General features: G+C 64.3%; 16 protein-coding genes. 8 read left to right on the top strand and 8 right to left on the bottom strand.

The features are described 5' to 3' along the window. The first annotated feature begins 128 nt into the window (after positions 1–128). The 3 genes from ubiE to coaBC all read left to right on the top strand — a co-directional run bounded on the left by ubiE (position 129) and on the right by coaBC (position 4,045). Complete coding sequence (gene ubiE, locus X771_RS162215) at positions 129–905, top strand: bifunctional demethylmenaquinone methyltransferase/2-methoxy-6-polyprenyl-1,4-benzoquinol methylase UbiE (RefSeq protein ID WP_023683188.1); 777 nt, start codon at positions 129–131, stop codon at positions 903–905. A 31-nt stretch (positions 906–936) separates the two neighbouring features. Then, entirely contained in the window at positions 937–2,511 is a 1,575-nt protein-coding gene (gene ubiB, locus X771_RS162220) for a 2-polyprenylphenol 6-hydroxylase (RefSeq protein ID WP_023671132.1), read from the top strand. Between the two features lie 67 nt (positions 2,512–2,578). Further along, positions 2,579–4,045, top strand: a complete 1,467-nt coding sequence (gene coaBC, locus X771_RS162225; RefSeq protein ID WP_023686464.1) for a bifunctional phosphopantothenoylcysteine decarboxylase/phosphopantothenate--cysteine ligase CoaBC — start codon at positions 2,579–2,581, stop codon at positions 4,043–4,045. 120 nt (positions 4,046–4,165) lie between these two features. Here coaBC and X771_RS162230 read toward each other — a convergent pair whose 3' ends face one another. The 8 genes from X771_RS162230 to X771_RS162265 form a co-directional block, all read right to left on the bottom strand. Beyond that, positions 4,166–5,602 carry an MFS transporter gene (locus X771_RS162230; RefSeq protein ID WP_023686463.1) on the bottom strand — a complete coding sequence of 479 codons (1,437 nt, stop codon included), beginning with the start codon at positions 5,600–5,602 and terminating at the stop codon, positions 4,166–4,168. A gap of 193 nt (positions 5,603–5,795) precedes the next feature. Beyond that, positions 5,796–6,275: a DUF992 domain-containing protein gene (locus tag X771_RS162235; RefSeq protein ID WP_023671135.1), complete on the bottom strand. Its 480-nt coding sequence runs from the start codon at positions 6,273–6,275 to the stop codon at positions 5,796–5,798. A gap of 89 nt (positions 6,276–6,364) precedes the next feature. Next, complete coding sequence (locus X771_RS162240; protein WP_023671136.1) at positions 6,365–6,838, bottom strand: DUF992 domain-containing protein; 474 nt, start codon at positions 6,836–6,838, stop codon at positions 6,365–6,367. A 259-nt stretch (positions 6,839–7,097) separates the two neighbouring features. After that, entirely contained in the window at positions 7,098–7,952 is an 855-nt protein-coding gene (locus X771_RS162245; RefSeq protein ID WP_023686462.1) for a tetratricopeptide repeat protein, read from the bottom strand. Between the two features lie 203 nt (positions 7,953–8,155). After that, the gene (gene rpsU, locus X771_RS162250; RefSeq protein ID WP_023671138.1) at positions 8,156–8,434 is read right to left on the bottom strand and encodes a 30S ribosomal protein S21; all 279 of its coding nucleotides are present in this window, start codon (positions 8,432–8,434) and stop codon (positions 8,156–8,158) included. Positions 8,435–8,610: 176 nt separating this feature from the next. Next, positions 8,611–8,997, bottom strand: coding sequence for an SET domain-containing protein-lysine N-methyltransferase (locus X771_RS162255; protein ID WP_023686461.1), 387 nt, complete (start codon positions 8,995–8,997; stop codon positions 8,611–8,613). 105 nt (positions 8,998–9,102) lie between these two features. Further along, positions 9,103–9,861 carry an SDR family oxidoreductase gene (locus X771_RS162260; protein ID WP_023671140.1) on the bottom strand — a complete coding sequence of 253 codons (759 nt, stop codon included), beginning with the start codon at positions 9,859–9,861 and terminating at the stop codon, positions 9,103–9,105. A 133-nt stretch (positions 9,862–9,994) separates the two neighbouring features. Beyond that, complete coding sequence (locus tag X771_RS162265; protein WP_023671141.1) at positions 9,995–10,363, bottom strand: YrdB family protein; 369 nt, start codon at positions 10,361–10,363, stop codon at positions 9,995–9,997. A 202-nt stretch (positions 10,364–10,565) separates the two neighbouring features. On the opposite strand from X771_RS162265, the gene X771_RS162270 reads away from it, so the two are divergent. The 5 genes from X771_RS162270 to X771_RS162290 are packed head-to-tail and all read left to right on the top strand — an operon-like array spanning position 10,566 to position 16,132. Beyond that, positions 10,566–11,819 (top strand): sarcosine oxidase subunit beta, encoded by a 1,254-nt coding sequence (locus tag X771_RS162270; protein WP_023686460.1) that lies wholly within the window; start codon positions 10,566–10,568, stop codon positions 11,817–11,819. Continuing rightward, on the top strand, positions 11,819–12,241 hold the full coding sequence (locus tag X771_RS162275) for a hypothetical protein (RefSeq protein WP_023686459.1): 423 nt from the start codon (positions 11,819–11,821) through the stop codon (positions 12,239–12,241). Before X771_RS162270 ends, X771_RS162275 begins: the two co-directional genes overlap by 1 nt. A 12-nt stretch (positions 12,242–12,253) precedes the next feature. Then, positions 12,254–12,565 carry a sarcosine oxidase subunit delta gene (locus X771_RS162280; protein WP_023683197.1) on the top strand — a complete coding sequence of 104 codons (312 nt, stop codon included), beginning with the start codon at positions 12,254–12,256 and terminating at the stop codon, positions 12,563–12,565. Continuing rightward, positions 12,562–15,555, top strand: a complete 2,994-nt coding sequence (locus X771_RS162285; RefSeq protein WP_023686458.1) for a sarcosine oxidase subunit alpha — start codon at positions 12,562–12,564, stop codon at positions 15,553–15,555. The genes X771_RS162280 and X771_RS162285 overlap by 4 nt, the downstream gene beginning before the upstream one ends. Beyond that, positions 15,548–16,132, top strand: coding sequence for a sarcosine oxidase subunit gamma (locus X771_RS162290; RefSeq protein WP_023686457.1), 585 nt, complete (start codon positions 15,548–15,550; stop codon positions 16,130–16,132). Before X771_RS162285 ends, X771_RS162290 begins: the two co-directional genes overlap by 8 nt. Positions 16,133–16,141: the final 9 nt, after the last annotated feature.

Below are 16,141 nucleotides of genomic sequence, written 5' to 3'. Positions count from 1 at the left end.
ATCCCGTCTCATCAGTCCAGGCCGTAAAGCCCACCACCTGGAAGCGCGGCCGAACACCGCGCCTTAAACAATAGCGCCCGCACCATCGATCGGCTATGGTCCCGCCGGTTTTATGACGGATCAAAATAATGTCAGTTGAGAGAACCACGGCCGCGGGCGGCATGGAAACCTCCTATGGTTTCAAGAAGGTAGGGCCAGGCGACAAGCAGCCTCTGGTCAATGAGGTTTTCCACAAGGTGGCGAACCGCTACGACCTGATGAACGACCTGATGTCGGCCGGGCTGCACCGGCTGTGGAAGGATGCCATGGTGACATGGCTCAATCCGCCGAAACGTCCGGGCTGGAAAGTGCTTGACGTGGCGGGCGGCACCGGCGACATCGCCTTCCGCATTGTCGACGCCAGCCATGGCAACACGCATGCCACGGTGCTCGACATCAACGGCTCGATGCTCAGCGTCGGCCGTGACCGCGCGGAGAAAAAGGGCCTGTCCGGCAACACCGATTTCGTCGAGGCCAATGCCGAGGAACTGCCTTTCACCGATAGCACCTTTGACGCCTACACCATCGCATTCGGCATCCGCAACGTGCCGCGCATCGATGTCGCGCTGACGGAAGCCTTTCGCGTGCTGAAGCCCGGCGGACGGTTCCTGTGCCTGGAGTTTTCCGAGGTCGAGATGCCGCTGCTGGACAAGGTCTACGAAGCCTGGTCGTTCAACGTCATTCCGCAGATCGGCAAGATGGTGACGGGCGAGGGCGAACCCTATTCCTACCTGGTCGAATCGATCCGCAAATTTCCCAATCAGCAGAACTTTGTTGCCATGATCACCCGCGCGGGCTTCGAGCGCGTGTCGTTCCGCAACTATTCCGGCGGCATTGCCGCCCTGCATTCGGGCTGGAAGCTTTGAGGCACCACAGTTTGCAGCAGCAGGGTAGGCGATGAGCAGCGTCGGCGCCGCCTTTCGGCTCGCACGGGCCGGCTGGGTGCTGGTTCGCGAAGGCGTGATCGCAGCATTGCCGGGCGACGAACTCGGCGGCCTGCCGAAATTCGGCTGGCGCATGGCCCGGCTCTTCACCCGCCGCCGCGCACTCGCTTATGAGCGCAGCGACCGGCTGGCCAAGGCGGTGGTCCGGCTCGGACCCTCCTACGTCAAGCTCGGCCAGTTCCTGGCGACGCGGCCTGATGTCGTCGGCAACGACATGGCGCTCGACCTCGCCATGCTGCAGGACAAGATGCACACTTTTTCGCAGGCGGAAGCGGTGGCGGCGATCGAGGGCTCGCTCGGGCGCAAGATCGGCGAACTCTATACGCAGTTCGGCGGGCCGGTCGCGGCGGCCTCCATCGCCCAGGTCCATCCCGCGCAGGCCATGCATGACGGTGTCGATACCAAGGTGGCGGTGAAGGTGATCCGGCCTGGCGTGCGCCGCCGCTTCTTCCAGGATCTCGAAAGCTATTTCCTCGCCGCCCGGCTGCAGGAGAAATACATCCCGTCGTCGCGCCGGCTGCGGCCGGTCGAGGTGACCGAGACGCTGGCGCAGACCACCAAGATCGAGATGGATCTTCGCCTCGAGGCGGCCGCACTTTCGGAACTGGGCGAAAACACCAAGGACGATCCGGGCTTCCGCGTGCCGTCGGTCGACTGGGAGCGCACCGGGCGCGATGTGCTGACCATGGAATGGGTCGACGGCGTCAAGATGAACGACATCGCCGGCCTCGCTGCGGCGGGGCACGATCTGAAGGCGATCGCCACCAACCTGATCCAGTCGTTCCTGCGTCACACGCTGCGGGACGGCTTCTTCCATGCCGACATGCATCCAGGCAATCTGTTCGTCGAGGCCAATGGCAATATCGTCGCCGTCGATCTCGGCATTGCCGGACGGCTGGGCAAGAAGGAGCGCCGGTTCCTCGCCGAAATCCTCTACGGCTTCATCACGCGCGACTATCTGCGCGTCGCCGAGGTGCATTTCGAGGCCGGCTACGTGCCGCGCCAGCACAATGTCGCGGCTTTTGCGCAGGCGATCCGGGCCATCGGCGAGCCGATCCATGGCCAGCCGGCTGAAACCATCTCGATGGCGAAGCTTCTGACGCTGCTGTTCGAGGTCACCGAACTGTTCGATATGGCCACGCGGTCGGAACTGATCCTGTTGCAGAAGACCATGGTGGTGGTCGAAGGCGTCGCACGCACGCTCGACCCGGCCTTCAACATGTGGAAGACGGCCGAGCCGGTGGTCGGCCAGTGGATCGCCGGCAATCTCGGGCCGAGCGGCCTGCTGATGGACGCGCGCGACGGCGCCAAGGCGCTGCTGGCGCTGGCCCGCCAGGCGCCCGATCTTGCCGCCCGCACCGAGCGGCTGTCGCGCGAGATCGATTTTATGGCGGAGCACGGCCTCCGCTTCGACGAGGCGACATCGCGCGCCATCGGCAAGGCCGAAGCCCGTTACACCCGCTCGGGCCGGCTGGCGCTGTGGGTGATCGCGCTGACGCTGGTTTACATCGCGTGGAAGCTGCTCTGATCGCTTGCAACGCTAGCAACGGTGGTGCTAGCGTTGCAGTCGCGCTATTGATGTCGCGGAGCAAGTCATGGGCACCATTACTGTCCGCAATCTAGCTGACGACGTGAAGCAGAAATTGCGTGAGCGCGCTGCGGCGCGCGGGGTGTCGATGGAGGAAGAGGCGCGTGATGCGCTTGCCAAAAGCGTGCTGTCGGCGGAAGCCGGCATGCCCGAGAGCGAAACCCTCTATGCAACAATCCGCCGCTTGGTTGAGCCTCATGGAGGTTTTGACATCGATCTGCCCGAGCGAGGTCAATCCACAAAAACGCACAAAACCCTCGACCGCAAGCGCATCCTGCTGATCATCGGCGGCGGCATCGCCGCCTACAAGGCGCTGGACCTGATCCGCCGGCTGCGCGAGCGCGGTGCGGCGGTGCGCGTCGTGATGACATCGGCGGCGCAGGAGTTCGTCACCACGCTTTCGGTCGGCGCGCTTTCGGCCGACCATGTCTTCAGCGAATTGTTCGACCGCAATGACGAGCACGATGTCGGCCATATCCGCCTGTCGCGCGAGGCCGACCTTCTGGTAGTGGCGCCGGCCACTGCCGATCTGATGGCCAAGCTCGCCAACGGCCATGCCAACGATCTGGCCTCGACGGTGCTGCTCGCCACCGACAAGAAGGTGCTGATGGCGCCGGCGATGAACCCGAAAATGTGGTCGCATGCCGCGACGAGCCGCAACCGGGCGACGCTCGCCAAGGATGGCATCGCCTTCGTCGGCCCGGCCAAGGGCGAGATGGCGGAAAGCAACGAGGCGGGCGAGGGCCGCATGGCCGAGCCGCTGGAGATCGTGGCAGTGATCGAGGCACTGCTCGACAGCAGGCCGAAGCCGCTGGCCGGCCGCAGGATCATCGTCACCTCGGGGCCGACGCATGAGCCGATCGACCCGGTGCGCTACATCGCCAACCGCTCTTCGGGCAAGCAGGGCCATGCGATTGCGGCAGCGCTGGCAAGACTGGGCGCGGATGTACGCCTGGTCTCCGGTCCGGTCAGCATTGCCGATCCGGCCGGCGTTGTGACGACACATGTCGAGACCGCGGCCGAGATGAAGGCGGCCGTCGAACAGTTGTTGCCGGCGGACGCCGCGGTCTTCGTAGCTGCCGTCGCCGACTGGCGCACCGCTGGCACGGCCGGCGAGAAGATCAAGAAGGTGGCGGGCCAGGGCCCACCGGCGCTGCAAATGGTCGAAAACCCCGACATTCTCGCCAGTGTCGGTCATCACGGGCAACGGCCGGGGCTGGTTGTCGGCTTCGCCGCCGAGACGCAGGACCTGATTGCGAATGCCGAGGCCAAGCTGAAGAAGAAGGGCGCCGATTTCATTGTCGCCAACGATGTCTCGCATGAAAGCGGCGTCGGCCCCACCGGCGTCATGGGCGGCGACCGCAATAAGGTGCGCATCGTCTCGAAGGACGGTGTCGAGGAATGGCCTGAGATGGGCAAGGGCGAGGTGGCGGCGCGGCTCGCCGCGCTCATCGCCGAGCGTTTGCAAGCCTGAGCGGCCGCCGGTTCCGCAATCGGGCAGGCCATGGTCTTGCAAGCAGCCTTGTGGCCGAGGGCATTTGACGCCGACAGCGCCGGCGGAATGCTGTCGCCAAATTCTCGATCGGCCGTGCCCTCAGCCTGGCGCCAGTTGCGGCCGGCGTGCCGCCAAAGCCATCTTCAACGCCGCCAGGCAACCGACAATGCCGAGTGGCACGAAGGCCAGGTACAGCCAGCCGGCGACGTGCGCTGCTGCCTCGCGGTTCAGTCCGTCCGAAAAGCCGCTGGCATTGGCGATGATGCCGGCCATGGCGGCGCCCACGGCGTAGCCGATGCGCTGCATGGTCGGCACGGCGGCCGAGGCGATCGTCTGCTCGCCGTCGCGGGCCGAGGCGACGATGATGCGGGTCAGGAAGGGCCATGACACGCCGAAGCCACCGCCTTGCAACAAAGCGCAGAGCAGGATCAGCGGGATCGAGCCGGCGGGGATGGCATAGGCGAAACCCGCGAGGCCGGCTGCAATCATCAGCGCGCCGATGACGAGGATCTGCCGTTCGCGCTGCAGCGGCGCATTGGCGACGGCGATCGACAGGATCGACCAGGCGATCGATTCGGCGGCGATGATGTAGCCTGTGGTCAGGATCGGGATGCCGTGCAGCGTGGTAAGCAGAAGCGGCCCGTAGATGGAAAAAGAGACTGTCGCCACCGAGAAGGCGGCAACCATGGTCATGCCGCTGCCGACCGGCGAGCGCCATGAGAACAGGCCCGACGGGAACAGTCGCGATTGCGGCTTCATGGCGTCGACGAAAACGAACAGCGCCAGGCCGGCGAGGCCGAGGGCCAGCAGCAGCGACGAGCGCAGCAAGGCGACGTCGACGCCTGCGGTGGCGATCAGCACGACGGCGATGGCGAGGCAGCCAAGTGCTGCATAGGGGAAGGGCGGCGATGTGCCGGCGGCGGCCTGCGGCTTCGCCGCTTCCGGCGTGTTCAGGACGATGAAGCTTGCCGATGCCATGGCAATGCCACCCAGCACGAAGACGCCGAAGGCCCAGCGCCAGGACAGGAGCTCGACCATGATCGCGCCGAGCATCGGGCCGCTGAATGCGGCGACGCCCCAGATCGCCGACATTATGCCGAACAGCTGTGGCCAGATGCTGCGGTTAAACAGCCGCTCGACCGAGACGAAGGCCAGCGACACCAGCGCACCGCCGCCGAGACCCTCGACCAGACGGCCGCCAAGAAACACCGGCATGGACGGCGCGGTGGCGCAGATCAGTGCGCCCACGGCATAGAGCAGGGCGGCGACCGTGACGTTGGAGCGTAGAGCGACATAGCTGACCAGCCGCCCGGCCGCTGCGCCGGCGACAATGGCGCCGAGCTCGTAGACGGCCAGCGACCAGCCGACGAACTGCACACCGGCGAGGTCCCCGACCATGGCCGGCATGACCGTCGCCACCATCGTCTCGTTGGTGGCGTGCAGCAGGATGCCGAGGCTGATGAAGCAGAAGCGCGCGAGGTCGCCGCTTGCCCACAATGCCCGCCAGTCGACCTTGTTGCTGGTGATTCCAGTCATTCTTTTACCCTGCCTTTGCATATCTCGATGCCGGCGCATGGCGCCAGAAGCCAGTCAGGCTTTCCGGCGGGGCCATGCGCGCTGTTTCAGTCAGGCGAGTTGTAAAACCTCAAGCGCAGTTGAGCTCAAGTGGCTTTTTATCGAAGTGCAAACGGTCGAGATTGGCCGGAAGCCTCTCCGCTTGATGCGCCGGTCAGTTCTCAATGCTGCGCAGCTGAAACTGGCTGACGCCGATCGCAATGTTGATACCGGTCTGCGTCTGCAGGCTGAGCGGCTGCAGGGTGAAGGCCTGCGAGGAGCCGCCGACCAGGAGATTGGCGCCGGCGCCGACCGCCGCGGTCACTTCGGCGCTGGCGCCGATATAGTCGCCGGCCAACGCGCCGGGCGCATAGATGTTCCTCAGCGGCGTCAGCACCAGCCATTGCATGACGGTCTGCTTGGTGGTGCCGATGTCGAGCCCGTATTTGTTGACGGCGCCGAAATAGGCTTCCGGCGAAAAGCTCTTGTCGGCCGGCGTGAAGGTGCAGCTCAGATCCTTGCTGGAGCCGAAGATGAAGCCGGTGCCGCCGCCGATGGCGCAATCGAGCACACCGAGTTCGATACCCTGGCCTTGCGCTTGGGCCTGGGCGGTACAGATGATGGTGATAGCGGCGGCGATGGCTGGTTTCAGCACGGCGGATCCCCCAAAAAGCATGCGGCGCGAAACAGTAACCTGTTCCGCGCCGCGCGTAGAGGGATCAGTCGATCCTTATTTGCCCATGCTTATTTGAACGAGTGGATCAGCTCCAGGGAGGTCACGGCGACCGCTACATTGACGCCGGTCTGCGCCTGGACGCTGAGCGGCTCCAGCACAAAGGCGCCGTCCAGCCCGCCGACCAGCAGATTGGCGCCGCCGCCGGTCACCACGCTCGCCTCGGCGTTGACGCCGTAATAATGGCCGGCAAGGTCGCCCTCGTCATGGCCGCGGGTGGCGGCCAGAACCGCCCACACCAGCTGGCCCTGATGCGTCTGGCCGAGATCGACGCCGAGCTTGGAGATCATCCCCGTGTATTTCTCGGACGGCCCATGGTGATAAGGGCGGAACGTGCAGTCGACGCCCTTGTTCGACGTGATGACGTAACCGACGCCGCCGTCGATGGTGCAATCGAGCGTGCCGAGCTGAAGCTTGCCGGCGCTGGCGGGAACGGCAAGCAGCGTCGTGGCAAGTGCCGCGGCACAGATGATTTTCTTGATCATGGGTCAGTCCTTTCGAAAATGCCTTCAACAACGGTTGAATGGCCCGGAGCGTTCCGCTGAAAACTTGGCGCGATCAAGGCAGGGGTTAACGCTTTGCCCCTGGTGGTTAAGATTGGGTGATAGTGGGGTTTTCTGGATACGCAATCTCAAGGGGAAGCGCTCTGCGCTTTCCCTTGGGAGAAACCGCTCACGCGGCGCACTGCATCAGGAATGGAACGTTGTTATAAAAGGCCGCCGATGGCGGCGCGCCGGCTGCATCTCAGCCGGCGGTGGCGCCCGATGTGCGCGACAGGCCGTCCTTGGCCGGCTGGTAGGTCGGGTCGAGATGGACGGCTTCGCGGTAGGCCTTCGAGGCCTTGACCTTGTCGCCGCGGCGCTCGTAGATCAGCGCCTGGTTGGACCAGGCTTCGGCGTTCTTGCCGTCGAGCTTGATGGCCATGTTGAAGTCGGAGAAGGCGTTGTCCTCGTCATTCATGGCGAGATAGGAGAGGCCGCGGCCGTTATAGGGTTCGGCCGCGTCCGGCGCCAGGGAGATGGCGGTCGAGAAATCCTCGATGGCAAACTTGTGCTGGCCCTGGCTTTGATAGATCAGGCCGCGATTGTGATAGGCGCGGGCATCCGTGGTGTCGAGCTGGATCGCCTTCTGGAAATCGTTGAAGGCCTGCTGGGTCTGGCCGGCCTTGCGATAGAGGTTGCCGCGGCCGATATAGGCGGCGTCATAATTTGCATTGATCTGGATCGAGCGGTTGTAGTCGGCAAGGGCGGCCGCCTGGTTGCCGAGGAAGCGCTGGATCAGTGCCCGGTTCGAATAGGCCTGGTAGAAATTCGGGTTGAGCTGGATGGCGGTGTCGAAATCCTTCAGCGCCGCCTGGTACTGGCCGCCACGGCCATAGGCCGAGCCGCGCACATTGTAGCCTTCCGGATCCTGCGGATTGCGCTGGATCACCGCCGACAGCGAGGAGATGTTCTCGCTTGAGCCTTGCGCCTTGTCGATGTTGTTGAATTCGCCGGTCGGAACGCTCTGGCAACCGGCAAGCACCAGGCCGGACATCAGGGCTGCCGCCAGGGCCAAACCGCGCATTGTGGTTTTGCGCTCTACGCCGATTGCGTTCATGTCTGCCCTGTCCTCACTTCAGCCGCGCCGTCCAGGTCCCCCTCCGGGCCGGGTCACAGATTGTCGTAACAAAATCTAGAACGCCGTTTGCGCGTTCAAGGGAACGGCCTCCAACAGAATGGCGGCGCTCCAAACAAAAAGGTGGCGGCGATTCCGCATCGCGCCACCTCAGAGTATCCTTCGAAAAGGACGAAAAATTGGCGTCAGAACCGCGGCGGACGCGGAGCACCACCAGGACCACCGGCGGCGCCGGCAGCAACCGGGCGCGGCGTCATCGGCAGCAGGCCTTCGCGCTGGGCGCGCTTGCGGGCCAGCTTGCGGGCGCGGCGAACGGCTTCGGCCTTTTCACGGGCGCGCTTCTCGGAAGGCTTCTCGTAATGGCCGCGCATCTTCATTTCGCGGAAAATGCCTTCGCGCTGCATCTTCTTTTTGAGAGCGCGAAGCGCCTGATCAACGTTATTGTCGCGGACGAGTACCTGCACGGGCAATCCTGTCTTTCGGGTTTGATATCAACAGGCAAGTGACCATAGCCACATGCCTCCGCGGCGCTTTACACCACGAATTGTGGCGGCTGATAGCAGAATCAGGCCGCGCTGTCCACACTGGAAATGAAGGACAACCGCCAATTTGCCACGGCAGCCCCGAGATAGGGCGCCAACTAGGCGCTGGCCAGATGGAGCCGTGCGAAATCCTCGAAGAATTCGCCGTAATCGCAGGTAATTTCCTCGCCGGCTGATATATCTCGAGTGGCGGTGGCGCCGCCATATTGCGAAAAATCCGTGTTCGGCCGCTCGGCGTGGTTCATGAAGCGGCCATTATCGACTTCATAGACCATGAAGCCGGGACGGTCGGGGCTCGGATAGGCATAGCGGTCGAGCAATTCCTTGAGGTGCGGCGGCGCCGCCTCGTATTTGTCCGTCGGGATCAGCCGGTCGAAATCCGGATCGAGCCGCCAGATCGAGGCGCCCTTCCTGATCGGCTCGGCGGCGAACACGCCGACGCCTTCGATTGCGCTCTGGGCGACATAGGTCCTGATCAGCAGCATGTCCGTCCTCCTCACCCGAAACCGAATCGCCAAATCGCGAGGAAAAAGCAAGTCCGGTTTCGGGTTCTATGGCTGATCGGCGCGGGCGATGACCCGCGAAATGCTTCACGTCCGGGTGATCGAGACGCCGCCATCGGCAAACAGCGCCGATCCTGTGGTGAAGCTCGACGCATCCGATGCCAGGAAGAGCGCAGCGCGGGCGATCTCTTCAGGCACAGCGACACGTTTCAAGGCATGCAGGTTTTCCACGAAAGCGCGTGATTCCGGCGTCTTGAATGTTGCCGACGGGGTGTCGGTGCCACCCGGCATCAGCGCGTTGACCCGCACGCCCCTGGGGCCGTATTCGGCGGCCAGCACCTGCGTCAGGCCGATCAGTCCGGCCTTGCTGGCGGCATAGCTGGTCATGCCCGGCATGCCGACTGTGTGACCGACGAAGGTCGAGGTGAAGATCAGCGATCCGCCGCCGCGTTCGACCATCGCCGGCACCTGGTATTTCGCGCCGAGAAAGGCGCTGGTCAGATTGGCGTCGAGCGTCTCGCGCCATCCGTCCAGCGACAGTTCCGAAATCGGACCCATCGTTCCGACGGAGCCGACATTGTTGAAGGCGATATCGAGCCCGCCGAATTTTTCGACGGCGAGATCGACGAGGGCTTTTGCATAGGCTTCGTCGCGGACATCGCCGGCAAGCGCGACTGCCGTGCCGTCGGCGTCCTCGATTTCGACGACCAGCGCATCGAGTTCGGCCTGGCGGCGGGCGGCGATGACGACCCTGGCGCCTTCTTCGGCGAAGAGTTTTGCGGTGGCGCGGCCGATGCCGGAACTGGCGCCGGTGACGATCGCTATTTTATTGGTGAGTGCGAACATTTTTTGCATCCTTTCATCGCGCCGGCTGTGCCGGCACCCGGGATGTTGATCGCAGTTCGGGACGGTGCTAGCCACCCGATACGTGCTCGACTTGCTGAATGGCTTCGCAGCGGCACAAGCGCCGCGCGCCGGACTATTGCTTCAGCAGCCAGCCGAGGCGATCGAGCGAAAATGCGTAGCTGATGGCGATGAGCAGCGTGATGACAACGCCCGTGGTTGTGTGACCGGCGGCATAGAATCCGGCTGCACCGCCAAACAGGATGGCCAGTTCAAGCACCAGCCTGACTGCGCCTGGTACAGGAACCGGCGCGCGTCCGGACCGGCTCGGATCGCCGCGCACCGCGAAGGTTCCCCACAGCGCAGCTGCAATGAACGGCAAGGCCAAGGCGAAGAGCCAGCGCCACCATCCGCCGGAGAGGCTCCAGCCGGCAAAGCCGAGGCCAAGCAAGGCGGCAAGTTCCAGCAGGAAACGCAAGGTTAGATTCCACCAGGCGTTGCCCATATCCGTCCTCCAGAGTCTCGCGATCGCCAGTGTGTCCGAACGCAGCCATGCCTGCCAGCCCGGGCAGGTCTTTTCCACCGCGGCGCAAAACGGCAAGCGCCGTCGCAAACAGCGCAAGGGTGGAAGCGCCGTTTCGCTAGTGATACACCTCGCGCGCCGGGGCTGCGTAAAATACCCCATCGCCATTTGCGAGGCTGGAACGTTGAAAAAATATTCGGTATTCGCCATCGCCCGCGAGGCCATGCGCGGCCACAAGGGCTGGGAGGAACAATGGTCCTCGCCGGAGCCGAAGAAGGAATATGACGTCATCATCGTCGGCGCCGGCGGTCATGGCCTGGCCACCGCCTACTATCTCGCCACCGTGCACGGCATCACCAATGTCGCGGTGCTGGAAAAGGGCTGGCTAGGCGGCGGCAACACCGGGCGCAACACCACCATCATCCGCTCCAACTACCTTTACGACGAGAGCGCCGGCATTTACGACCATGCGCTGAAGCTGTGGGATGGGCTCTCCCAGGAACTCAACTACAACGTCATGTATTCGGCGCGCGGCGTCATGATGCTGGCGCACAATGTGCACGACATCCAGGTGCTGAAGCGCCATGTCCATGCCAACCGTCTCAACGGCATCGACAATGAATGGCTGACGCCTGAGCAGGCGAAGGAATTCTGCCCGCCGCTCAACATTTCCAGGCAGGCGCGCTATCCCGTCGTCGGCGCCGCCTTGCAGCGGCGAGGCGGCACGGCGCGTCACGATGCGGTGGCCTGGGGCTATGCGCGCGGCGCTTCGGCGCGCGGCGTGCACATCATCCAGAATTGCGAGGTCACCGGCGTCAAGCGGGCGGCCAATGGCGCGGTCATGGGCGTCGACACGACGCGCGGCTTCATCGGCGCCAAGAAGGTCGGCGTGGTGGCTGCAGGCCACTCCTCGGTGATCATGAACATGGCCGGCGTGCGCATGCCGCTGGAAAGCTATCCGCTGCAGGCGCTGGTGTCGGAGCCGGTCAAGCCGGTGGTGCCTTGCGTGGTGATGTCGAACACGGTGCACGCCTACATCTCGCAGTCCGACAAGGGCGAGCTGGTGATCGGCGCCGGCACCGACCAGTATGTCTCCTATTCGCAGACCGGCGGCCTGCACATTTTGCAGCATACGCTGGACGCCATCTGCGAGATGTTCCCGATCTTCACCCGCATGAAGATGCTGCGCTCGTGGGGCGGCATCGTCGACGTGACGCCCGACCGTTCGCCGATCCTGGCCAAGACGCCGGTATCAGGCCTCTATGTCAATTGCGGCTGGGGCACGGGCGGCTTCAAGGCAACGCCCGGCTCAGGCCATGTCTTTGCCCACACGATTGCCAAGGACGATCCGCATCCGATCAACGCGCCCTTCACCATCGAGCGCTTCCGCACCGGGCGCCTCATCGACGAGGCAGCAGCGGCGGCGGTGGCGCACTGATGATGGTGGAACTGGCTGTAGCGGTGCCGCTGGTGCTGGCGGGGGAGCAGGACCTGTTCCATTTTCCGTCACCGGACGAGGTGCGGACGCAGCCGATCAGCCGCGCCGGCAACGAAGCCAATTGGCCGTTTTCGATCGACGCCGGCATTCTGGCATGCGTGTGGAGCGGTGGCCAGAAGGTGGTCATCTTCATGGAGAACAGGCCCTCCGATCTCGGCGAGGACGACACATTCGATGCGCGCAGCGTCATCGTAACGACCGATCCGTTTCAGCTCACGATCGGCAACATGGCGTATCGCGAGCTGTTTCGCCCCGCCGCAAGTGTAGAGGAGCGCATTCGGCTCGTCGCGCCTTTTGCGGCGATGGGCCAGAGGCTTTGCAACCAACCGGCCGGCGCGCATGTCGGCCACGGCGAATTGTAGGAACGAACGATAATGCTTCTCATCCGCTGCCCCTATTGCGAGGAAGAGCGCCCGGAGCTCGAGTTCCGTAACGCCGGCGAGGCGCATATTGCGCGTTCGGCCAACATGGCGGGCGAGAGCGACGACGACTTCGAAAAGTTCTTCTTCATCCGCTCGAACCCCAAGGGCATCATCTATGAGCGCTGGCGCCACATCCATGGCTGCGCGCGTTTCTTCAACGCGGTGCGCGACACCGTCACCGACAAGTTCGTCATGACTTACAAAGCCGGCGAGCCGAAACCGTCCAAGCTGCCCAAAAACTCCAACGAAATGGCTTCCAAATGAGCGGCGCGTTCCGCATTCCGAGCGCCGGCCGTCTCAGCCAGGCCAAGACCGCGCGGTTCTCTTTCGACGGCCAGTCTTACACCGGCATCGAAGGCGACACGCTGGCCTCGGCGCTGCTTGCCAATGGCGTGCATCTGGTGGGACGTTCGTTCAAGTATCACCGTCCGCGCGGCTTCCTGTCGGCCGGAGCGGAAGAGCCAAACGCGCTGGTCGAGGTCAAGCGCGACGCCGCGCGCAAGGCGCCGAACATCCGCGCCACCGTGCAGGAACTTTATGACGGGCTTGTCGCCCAATCTCAGAACCGCTGGCCCTCGCTCGCCTTCGATGTCGGCGCGGTCAGCGATCTGGCATCGCCGCTGTTTTCGGCCGGCTTCTACTACAAGACCTTCATGTGGCCGAAGGCAGCCTGGAAGAGCCTCTACGAGCCGAAGATCCGCGCCGCGGCCGGCCTCGGCGTTTCGCCTGACAAGCCAGATCCCGACCATTATTCGTCGCGCTATGCGCATTGCGACGTACTGGTGCTGGGCGGCGGTGCGGCCGGCATTGCGGCAGCGCTCGCCGCTGCCGAAACCGGCGCGCGTGTCATCCTCGCCGATGAACAGGCCGGCTTCGGCGGCAGCCTGCGCTTCGAGAGCGGGGCGAAGATCGACGGCCAGGACGGTTATGCCTGGGCGCAAGGCGCGGTGGCCAAGCTCACCGCCCTGGACAATGTCCGCGTTTTGTCGCGCACGACGGCGTTCGGCTACTACGCGCAGAACTTCGTCGGCCTGGTCGAGCGGGTCAGCGACCATCTGCAAAACCCCGGCCGCGATTTGCCGCGCGAGCGCCTATGGCAGGTACGCGCCAAGCGCGTGGTGCTGGCGACCGGCGCCATCGAACGCCATATCGTGTTTGCCGACAATGACCGGCCCGGCATCATGCTGGCCTCGGCGGCGCGGACTTATCTCAACCAGTACGGTGTCGCGGTCGGCAAAAATGTCGGCGTCTACACCGCCAATGACTCGGCCTACTCCGCCGCGATCGACCTGAAGAAGGCCGGCGTCAACGTGGCGGCGATCGTCGACCTGCGCGACCATCCGACCGGACCTGTGATCGACGAGGCGAGAGCGCTCGGCATCGAGGTCAATTTCGGCCGCGCGGTGATCCGCGCCGGCGGCAAGTTGCGCGTGACCTCGATGACGGTTCAGCCGAAGAATGGGGGCGGCGAGCGCACCATTCCGGTCGATGCCATCCTGATGTCGGCCGGCTGGACGCCGTCGGTGCATCTGTTCTCGCAGTCGCGCGGAAAGGTCGCGTTCAATGACGAGACCAAGCGCTTCGTGCCGGGCATCTATGCGCAGGACTGCGTTTCGGTCGGCGCCTGCAACGGCACGGATGGGCTCTCGGCGTCGATCGACGAAGCCTATGCGGCCGGCGCCAAGGCGGCGAAGGATGCGGGCGGCAAAGTGGCCAAGGGCGTTAAGCCGAAGGTCGACGCGTCGGAAAGCTGGTCGCGCGGCATGCTGGGCGCGGCGCCCGGCGCCGGGCCGGACAAGACGGTCAAGGCCTTCGTCGATTTCCAGAACGACGTCACCGCCAAGGACATCCGCCAGGCGGTACATGAAGGCATGCGCTCGATCGAGCACGTCAAGCGCTTCACCACCAACGGCATGGCGACCGACCAGGGCAAGACCTCCAACATGCACGGCCTGGCGATTGCCGCCGAGACGCTTGGCAAGCCGATCCCCGAGGTCGGGCTGACCACGTTCCGCGCGCCCTATACGCCTGTCACTTTCGGCGCGATCGTCAGCCATTCGCGCGGTCCGCTGTTCGACCCGACACGCAAGACCGCGATCCATCCCTGGGCCGAAGCGCAAGGCGCGGTGTTCGAAGATGTCGGCCAGTGGAAGCGCGCCTGGTATTTCCCCAAACCCGGCGAGGACATGCACAAGGCGGTCGACCGCGAATGCGTCGCTGTGCGCACCAATGCCGGCCTGTTCGATGCCTCGACGCTGGGCAAGATCGAAGTGGTCGGACCGGATGCGGCCAGGTTCATGGAACTGCTCTACACCAATCCGTGGGAGAAGCTTGAGCCCGGCCGCTGCCGCTATGGCATCATGCTGCGCGAGGATGGTTTCATCTATGATGACGGCGTCGTCGGCAGGCTGGCGCCGGACCGTTTTCATGTGACGACCACGACGGGTGGCGCGCCGCGCGTCATGAACCATATGGAGGACTATCTCCAGACCGAGTTCCCGCATCTCAATGTCTGGCTGACCTCGATAACCGAGCAATGGGCGGTCATCGCCGTGCAGGGGCCGAAGTCGCGAGACATCATTGCACCGCTGGTCGAAGGCATCGACATGTCGGACGAGGCGCTGCCGCATATGTCGGTGCGCGAAGGCAAGATCTGCGGCGTTCCGACCAGGCTGTTTCGCATGTCGTTCACCGGCGAGCGCGGTTTTGAAGTCAACGTGCCGGCCGATCACGGCCAGGCTGTCTGGGAGGCGCTGTGGGCCGAAGGCCAAAAGCATGGCGCGACTGCTTACGGCACCGAGGCGATGCACGTGCTGCGCGCCGAAAAGGGCTACATCATCGTCGGCCAGGACACGGACGGCACGGTGACGCCGAACGATGCCGGGCTCGACTGGGCGGTCGGCAAGAAGAAGACCGACTTCGTCGGCATCCGCGGCCTGACGCGGCCCGACCTTGTCGCCAAGGGCCGCAAGCAACTGGTCGGCTTGAAGACCAAGGACCCGAAAGTGGTGCTTGAGGAAGGCGCGCAGATCGTCGCCGACCCGAAGCAGGCGATCCCGATGAAGATGATCGGTCACGTCACATCCAGCTACTGGTCGGAAAATTGCGGTCGCTCGATCGCGCTGGCGCTGGTTGCCGGCGGGCGCGACCGGATGGGCGACACGCTCTATGTGCCGATGCCGAACGGGGTGATCGAAGTGGAGGTTACCGGCATGGTGTTCTTCGACGAGACGGGAGGGCGCCTCAATGGCTAAGGCTGCTGCAAAGAAGACGGCCCCAGCTGCAGCGCCGTCGGTCGAGCGCCGCCCGGCCCTGGCTGGACGCGTCGTTTCCGCAACGGATGTCAAGGTCGAGGTGCTGCCGCCGGCGGAGCGCATGTCGCTGCGTGCGCCGGAGGCTTCCGTCGCGGCGCTGTCGAAGGCGCTCGGCCTGACCTTGCCGAAGCAGCCGAAGACCTCGGCGGCCAAGGGTGGCCGCACGGCGCTGTGGCTCGGACCGGACGAATGGTTTGTGATCGACGAAGCCGGCAAGGATCCGCTTGCCGACTGCGCCAAGGTGACCGCATTGCATTCGGCGGTCGGCATCTCGCACCGCAACGTCGCCTTCGCCGTCACCGGCCCGGCGGCTGCCGCCGCGATCAATGCAGGCTGCCCGCAGGATTTGTCGCTCGAGGCTTTTCCGGTGGGCGCGGCGTCGCGCACCATTCTCGGCAAGTGCGAAATCCTGCTGTTGCGCACGGCAGCCGACGCTTTCCGGGTCGAGTGCTGGCGTTCCTTCTCGGACTATGTCTTTACTTTCCTGTCGGAAGCAGCCAGCGACGCGGCGGCGTAGGAACGTTTG

Source organism: Mesorhizobium sp. LSJC269B00 (assembly GCF_000502815.1).
GTDB lineage: Bacteria > Pseudomonadota > Alphaproteobacteria > Rhizobiales > Rhizobiaceae > Mesorhizobium.
Note: the sequence above shows the minus strand (reverse complement) of the source record. Positions and strands in the feature narration are given on the sequence as shown.

Bases quoted from the DNA above. Each gene is read 5' to 3' on its own strand.
- ubiE (WP_023683188.1), top strand. From the start codon at position 129: ATGTCAGTTGAGAGAACCACGGCCGCGGGCGGCATGGAAACCTCCTAT.
- ubiB (WP_023671132.1), top strand. From the start codon at position 937: ATGAGCAGCGTCGGCGCCGCCTTTCGGCTCGCACGGGCCGGCTGGGTG.
- coaBC (WP_023686464.1), top strand. From the start codon at position 2,579: ATGGGCACCATTACTGTCCGCAATCTAGCTGACGACGTGAAGCAGAAA.
- X771_RS162230 (WP_023686463.1), bottom strand. From the start codon at position 5,602: ATGACTGGAATCACCAGCAACAAGGTCGACTGGCGGGCATTGTGGGCA.
- X771_RS162240 (WP_023671136.1), bottom strand. From the start codon at position 6,838: ATGATCAAGAAAATCATCTGTGCCGCGGCACTTGCCACGACGCTGCTT.
- X771_RS162245 (WP_023686462.1), bottom strand. From the start codon at position 7,952: ATGAACGCAATCGGCGTAGAGCGCAAAACCACAATGCGCGGTTTGGCC.
- X771_RS162255 (WP_023686461.1), bottom strand. From the start codon at position 8,997: ATGCTGCTGATCAGGACCTATGTCGCCCAGAGCGCAATCGAAGGCGTC.
- X771_RS162260 (WP_023671140.1), bottom strand. From the start codon at position 9,861: ATGTTCGCACTCACCAATAAAATAGCGATCGTCACCGGCGCCAGTTCC.
- X771_RS162265 (WP_023671141.1), bottom strand. From the start codon at position 10,363: ATGGGCAACGCCTGGTGGAATCTAACCTTGCGTTTCCTGCTGGAACTT.
- X771_RS162275 (WP_023686459.1), top strand. From the start codon at position 11,819: ATGATGGTGGAACTGGCTGTAGCGGTGCCGCTGGTGCTGGCGGGGGAG.
- X771_RS162280 (WP_023683197.1), top strand. From the start codon at position 12,254: ATGCTTCTCATCCGCTGCCCCTATTGCGAGGAAGAGCGCCCGGAGCTC.
- X771_RS162285 (WP_023686458.1), top strand. From the start codon at position 12,562: ATGAGCGGCGCGTTCCGCATTCCGAGCGCCGGCCGTCTCAGCCAGGCC.
- X771_RS162290 (WP_023686457.1), top strand. From the start codon at position 15,548: ATGGCTAAGGCTGCTGCAAAGAAGACGGCCCCAGCTGCAGCGCCGTCG.